This window comes from Rhizobacter sp. (assembly GCA_021153565.1).
GTDB lineage: Bacteria > Pseudomonadota > Gammaproteobacteria > Burkholderiales > Burkholderiaceae_C > Albitalea.
In genome coordinates this window covers 1-6658 of the sequence record JAJKJU010000292.1, presented here as the reverse complement: position 1 = coordinate 6658, position 6658 = coordinate 1, and the positions used below count along the sequence as shown (strand labels likewise).

Below are 6658 nucleotides of genomic sequence, written 5' to 3'. Positions count from 1 at the left end.
CCGTAGCGCTTCAGCTGCCGTTCGGGGTCGAGCGCCAACTGCTGCATCACGTAGTCGCTGCCGAGGAAGCTGCTGTATTGCGTGAAGCGCGGGTCGGTCTCTACGAGGACCCGCGAGCCGGGTTCGGGGTGCAGCGTGAACAGGCTGCTTGTGGGCGGCTGCAGGCGCTGCACCACCGTCAGCACCACGTCGCGTGCCTTTTCTCCACTGCCCACCGCGGCCACGCGCTGCACCGTCGGCGGCGCAATACCAGAGGCCGTTCCGGTCGTGGCCTTGGGCGTGCCGTGCTTGAGCGCATCGATCACCGAAGCGCCCGGTGCATCGCTGGACGCCACCCGGCCATCGGCCAGGCTCACCGCCTGCACCCCCGTCGCCGCACCATCGGCGGCACGTGCACTCACCCGGATGTCGTGCGTCTGCGCCGCGCCGCCCACGCTCACTGCCTGCAATGCGCCCGGGGCTACCAGCGTCACGTCTGTGCCTGCACCCACCTGCTGCGGGGTCACGCCGGTGCTGCCTGCCGGCACACCGGCTGCGTGCATGTTCGGGCCGGCCTGCGTAGACGCCGAGCCTGCGGCGAGCGTGGACACGCCCGAAGCGCTGGCTGCACTGGCGTGGTTCGGTGCATCGATGCTCGCCGAGCCGCCCGTGCCGCGTGTGCTGGCGCTCGCGGCTTGCACCGTGGCGGCCTTGGTCCCATCGGTGGGCGTCGTCGTCTCGCTGGTGTCGCGCACCGTGCCCGGGTCGGCCGCATGCTCCTGTTGCGTGAAGGTTTTCAGCGTCAGCTCGTGGCTGACCGGCGCTTCGCTGAAGGCAGTCCAGTCGGTGTATTCGACGCTGAAGTTTTGGTGGAAGCCGCCGTGCCAATCCAGGTGCCGCGAGCGCGTGCGTCCCTGGTCGGCCACCGTCTGCACACCTTGCGCTCCGGTGTTCGCCACCTTCTCGCCGAACACGCTGAGCGCGCCCCCGGCGACGATGGCGCTGCTGTCGTTGGTCTTGCTCCCCCCGCTCAGGGTGATGTCCCCACCGGCCAGGATCTGCCCCGGCGTGCTGGCCAGCACCACGGGATCGCTGCTCGTGCGCTGGGTGACCTGGTACTCAATCCACGACTCGAACAGCCTGCTGCTGACGTCGTTGTTGAAGGCGCTGATCTGCACCTCCAGTGCCGCTTCCGCGTCACTTTGGCGCTGCGCCACCGCCGCGTCGTAGGCATCGCGCTGGGTCCAGTATGTCCCGCATGCCCCCCCCGTCTGCCGCGACGGGACGTCGGCGGCGCTGCCTCGTTCCATGCAGTTGTTCTGGCCGGCAGGCAGCACAGGCGCCGTCAGCCCGCTGTAGTCGGGTGGCGCCACCTTGAACAGCGCCCAGACGGGATCGCTGGCCGCGTAGGTGTGCACCGTCGTGCACACGCTCTGCCCCTCGCCGACGCCCACGCAGTTTTGCTGCACGGCCGCCGTCCTGGGCATCGCCCCGAACACGTCGATCGGGTACGTGCTGCTGGGCAGCACGTAGGCGCCTTTGTCTTTGTATGACGGGTCCCACCCCAGGTCGCCCAGGTTGTACTTCTTGGTCGAGCCCTCGGGCTGGATCAGCATCTGGTTGATCGCCGTGGTGGTCGTGACGCTGCCCAGGCGCAGGCCGGGGTTGGCGTTGACCAGCGCGTCGGCGGCCACGCTCAGGTTGCCCATCGCTTCGATGCGCGAGCCGCTGTTGGTCACCAGCGTGCTGTTGCCTTGGGCCAGCCCGTGCACATCCAATTGCCCGCCGATGGCGATGTCGCCCAGGCTGTAGATCAGCGCCCCGCCGCTGTTGCTCAGCGTGGCTGCTGCCACGTCCAGGCGCTGCCTCGCGGCGATGGTGCCCGCGCCTTCGTTGTTCAGCGTCCCCGCCTGGATGCCCAACCGGTCTCCGTACACACGCCCGGTGTTGTTGAGCGTGTTGGCCTGGATGCGACCGTCTCCTGCGTCGATCAGCCCGCTGTTGGCGAGCGTGCCGCCTGCGGTGAGTTGCGTGGCGGTCGCGCTGATCTCGCCGCTGTTGGTGATGTTGCCCGTGGCGCCGTTGTGGTTGCCGCTGGCGGTGGCCGCCAAGGTGCCGCCCGCGCTGAGCACGCCGCTGTTGCCGATGTTGGCGGCGTTCAGCGTCAGGCCGTTCTGTGCCGACAGGGTGCCGGTGTTGTTGTAGTCGCCCGCGACGTTCAGCGTCACGTCGCCCACGCTCGTGACGTTGCCGCCGAAGCCGCTGCTGTCGGTGGTCACGGCCACCGATCGGTCGCCCACGACCCTCCCGAGCGTGTTGGTGAAGCTGCTCGCACGCACGCTCGCATCGCGGCCCGCTTCGAGCAGGCCGCTGGTGTTGTCCAGCGTGTTGGCCGAGAGGTTCAGGTCCAGCCCGGCATTGATCTGCCCGCCGCTGTTGCGCACCTGGGCCGTGGTTATGTTCACGGAAGCCCGCGATGCGATCTGGCCGCCCGCGCGGTTGTCGAGGTCGCCAGAGACGGCCAGGGTCTGGCTGCCGGTGCTGGCGATGGCCCCCGCGCGGTTGTCCACGCTGCCGGCCTTCAGCTCGAGGGCGCCGCTGCCGGCCAAGGTGCCGCGCACGTTGTTCAAGGCGCCCGTGCCGGTGTCCACGGCCAGCGTGATGCCGGCGGTGATGCGGCCCAGGTCGTTCGAGGTGAGGCCTGCTGTATTCACGCTCGACGCGCCCGACGAGGTGATGCGCCCACTGGCGTTGCTCAATGGGCCGCTCGCGTGGATGCCCAGCGCGCAACCGCTGCTGATGCTGCCCGCAGTGTTGTCGAGGGCAGCGGTGGCAAGGGTTGCGTTGCCGTTCGCGGCCACGACACCGCCTTGGGTGTTGGCCAGGTTGCCGCTCGCGAGGTCGAGCGCGCCGCCTGAGATGGCCTTGCGCGCTGACGAGGCCGGCGTCATTGGCGACATCGAACGTGGTGGCGCTAACGGTGTCGCCGACGATCTTGCCGCTTGAGCCACTTCCTCTGCCGACATGGAAGCAGTATGGAAGCAGGGGTATCGCGCGATCCGCGCAAAGTCGTCGCTGGTAATCCGTTCGGATAACTCCAGCATCAAATTCTGTATGAATTCACCTTGTTCAGTCGAACATATCGATCAACCCGTCAATAGATTAAACGAATAAATCTGTAGAAATCAATGTTTTACAGCTTACATTTAATATAAAACGCCTAAGTCGGCAGATTGACCACAGGACTCATTGAAACCATCATTTCAAGCGCAATCTTTGACACATTCACCCCACCATCTTGCGCCGGCTGCAGCTTCAATTCATCCAAGGCATATACAATATAAACAAGGTGCCCTATTTGAAATAGTGGCAGGTCCGCCTTGTCGTTCAAGTAGATTCCTACAGGCTGAACTTCGCCGTTCGCCATCCGAATATCCACAGTGTTGATGTCGTCCGGGTCTTGCCCTGCGACATAGGCACGCACTATCACCCCAGAAAGGCGTTGAAGCGGCATCTTTTTATCGGTGATGCTGCCCCACCATTCATGGGAGCCAAACAATCCGTACCTGCCGCTGAGACCCATTGTCGGCTTCGAGGTATTCAGCGCGAGCGCCTGCGTCTTCTCGACGCGCTGCGGATTTTTTTCGAGCTCCTCTCGGAGTGAAAAGACGGATTTCATTGGAACTGCGGTGTCGTGGTTTGCAGGGCTTACATTGAAAATGTACGCTATCGCAGGTCATTCATGCGCCCAACGATATATATCCTCATTCCAAAACATAATAATCAACTCATAAAACCACCACAGCGCATTTCATTTAATTAAGATTGAATTTTTCAGCAATCCTTTGGGCCGCCTCCTTATATTCCGGGCTTCGAATAACTTGACGACTCAACTCATCACGAATTCCCTGACGCAATTCCTCCAACGTAAACAATCCAGCATCCTCCAACCCATCCTCACGATAGCTCACCAGAAATAGATCAATCGGATTATTTTTATTCTTCGGGAACGCATCAATCTCAACTCCCGTCTCATGACCAACACCCCTTTCCTCAAAGAGAGTCGACAGAAGACTAGAAACCCCAGGAACGCCATATAGCATTAGCTCATCGGAGATAAGGCATCCAAGAGCAAAACTCAGAACCCTATTCAACCCATCATCATTCAATGAATATTTAAAATTCATCACGGCCATGTTGCCACTCCTACAGGAAATGCAGTTGGAACATTAAGAACCCCGCCAGAACCAGACTTAACAATTACACTCCACTTCACCACCGACATTAACAAACATTTGACCGGCAGAGCCCGTTAATGCCGCTTGATTGAGTGCCGCCTGGGCGGCCGACTGTACCATTTTCTCCATATCAACAGCCGGATACATCGCTGGATCGAAGACTGTTTTCACCGTCGGATTCATTCCAGGCAACTGATAGTCGATGCGATAGATACCAACAGCACCAGGAATTTGTGTTTTATTTATAATGGACCCACCATTAATTTTGAGAGCCTGATCGAACGCGTCCATGTCATGCGTACCATAGACGTTCTTTCCTTGCGTAAGCCCTCCCTCATCCATCAAATGCTGGGGAAGGGTTGAACTTTGTCCCGCCCGAAATGTTCCAGTCGCATTTGGTGTAGTCGGCAAAGGCGGCTCGTAGCCGTCAAACCCAATACCTTGCGCGTTACTAGAGCGCGGTCCATTACCGACAGGCGGATCTGGAAGAAGAATTTCCGGAACTGCACTGGTTGATTTGACGTCAATTGACGTTCGCGCGCTGGATTCTGCTCCTACAGTCCCAGCCTTCGGGACCGCCGTGCCTGTCGGAACGGGATTCCCGTTCGCATCCGCGACCGTCGTCGATCCGTACTGCATCCCTTTGCTGGAATACGGACTGGTAGCCGTGGAATCAGCGGCCGGAGGCAGTTTCACTGTCCTGCCGCTGCCACCGCTCGCTAACAAGGACGCATCAGCGGCCGCATCGACCTTTGTCGCCGTGCTCGCCACAAACAAGTCATCCAACGTGGCCACCGAGCCAAGCACCTTGCCCCCGACGACCACCGTTCCGTATCCAAGCCCACCCAACACAGCCCCCTTGCCGGTCTCCACGAATACCTGGTACGGGTCATCGACCTTGCCCTTGTCGATCACCTGATCGGCCGCCGAACTGCCACCACCCACGATGGCACCCCCCACCACCGCGCCGGTCAGCGTCGCCGGCAAGGTCGCGACGGTGCCAACCACCAGCGCACTGGTGACCGCCTCCTTCTTCATCTGCTTGTCCAGCGCCTCCTTGTACGCGGCAAGCGTCGTCTGGTCCTGCGCCGTTCCGCCGTACCACGCAATGGGGTCGCCGTTGGTGCAGCTCACCGCCGGGCAGTCGGGAACCGGCAGGCTGAAGCTCTTCCCGTTGGCCGAACGCAGCTCGTAGTGGATGCCCGACGTCGGCGATACCCCCGCTTTGGCGGTGGCGGCGGCCGCAACCGCTTCGGGTGTCGCGCTGTCCCAGCTGTAGGGCGACCCGGCTCCTCCGGTGCCCTGCTGGATCAGTGTGCGCAGGGCCTGCGATGGCGACGCCAGCATGCTCGAGCGCTGCACGAGGTAGGCGCTGTCGCCATTCTTACTCACCTCCATCCCGGTGTTGTCGTAGATCTCGCTCGCCTTCGTGTTGGCGTTCAGCGGCACGACCAACCCCGTGAGGATCGTTTCGTGGACGTTGCCCTTGTCGTAGTTGGCCGAACGCATGGCGTTCTCGATCTGCTCGACCGTGATCGGCGATCCATCGGGATTGGTCAACCCCTGCGCCTTTGCCCGCGCCACGAGCTGCCTGGCCGTGACTTTGTCGGTGGCGTGCAACTGCCGATTATTGAAGTCCGCATTCGCGGCCGTCAACGCACCGGCGGTGCTGCTGCCTGAGACGGCCGCCCCCACCGACATGGCCGCACCACCGGTGATGAGCTGCGCCATCACCTTGGCCGCACCGGCACTCGCGCCGGCATCGGTCAGGCGCTCTTGCAGGTTGCCTTGCAGTTCGTCGAGCATCGGTGCTGCCGCGGCAGCACCGGCTGCACCCGCTGCCCCTGCAAGTCCTCCGCCCGTCGCCCCGAGCGCCCCATGCGCCGCGATCCGATACACCCCGCCTTCGTCGTACTTCTTCGCCTCGTCCAGCAGCGCCTGCTTGTTCGGGTCGGTGTCGGGCAGGGCCCGGGCCTGTGCTTGCAGCTCAACGGCCTTCTTGCCCATCTGCGTGCCGATTTCGTTGGCCAGGCGCGGCAGCGCACTTTGCGTGAGCTGCACCTGCGCCTGCACGTCGTCCATCAACTGCTGGCCGTTCCACGCCTTCTTGAGGCTGGCGCTGGAGTCCTTGTCGGTCGTGACGTCTCGCTTCAGGTTCTCCGGTGCGCTCGTCCCGTCGCCTGTCAACGTGATCGTCGCCCCGCTGATGCCACTCTTGGTCGCGCTGCCCTGGCTCCCGAAAGCTTGGCCGATGCCCGGCGTCAGCCCCGTGCCCGTCTTGGCGTTCTTCGCCGCCGCCTTGTCCTTGTCGCTCATGCGGTCCTGGGCCGCTTGGCTGCTCTGATCGCCCAGCTTGCCGCTCACGCTCGCACTCACGCTGAACCCGCTGGCCGCGTAGTCGTCCTTGTTCTGGATGTCGCTGGCCGTGAGACTCTTCGTGG

General features: G+C 62.6%; 3 protein-coding genes and 1 pseudogene. All 4 read right to left on the bottom strand.

The genetic code is table 11. The features are described from left to right. Nucleotides 1-2930, bottom strand: a 2930-nt coding sequence (locus AC30NL_RS18460) for a beta strand repeat-containing protein (protein WP_489465449.1), incomplete at its 3' end; no start/stop codon positions are given. A gap of 269 nt (nt 2931-3199) precedes the next feature. Then, on the bottom strand, nt 3200-3658 hold the full coding sequence (locus AC30NL_RS18455; RefSeq protein ID WP_489465448.1) for a hypothetical protein: 459 nt from the start codon (nt 3656-3658) through the stop codon (nt 3200-3202). Nucleotides 3659-3794: 136 nt separating this feature from the next. Further along, entirely contained in the window at nt 3795-4175 is a 381-nt protein-coding gene (locus AC30NL_RS18450; protein ID WP_489465447.1) for a hypothetical protein, read from the bottom strand. A 57-nt stretch (nt 4176-4232) separates the two neighbouring features. Continuing rightward, nucleotides 4233-6658, bottom strand: a pseudogene (locus tag AC30NL_RS18445) (hypothetical protein); the annotation flags it as partial.

Coding starts and splice junctions, on each gene's coding strand:
- AC30NL_RS18450 (WP_489465447.1), bottom strand. CDS start 4,175: ATGGCCGTGATGAATTTTAAATATTCATTGAATGATGATGGGTTGAAT.
- AC30NL_RS18455 (WP_489465448.1), bottom strand. CDS start 3,658: ATGAAATCCGTCTTTTCACTCCGAGAGGAGCTCGAAAAAAATCCGCAG.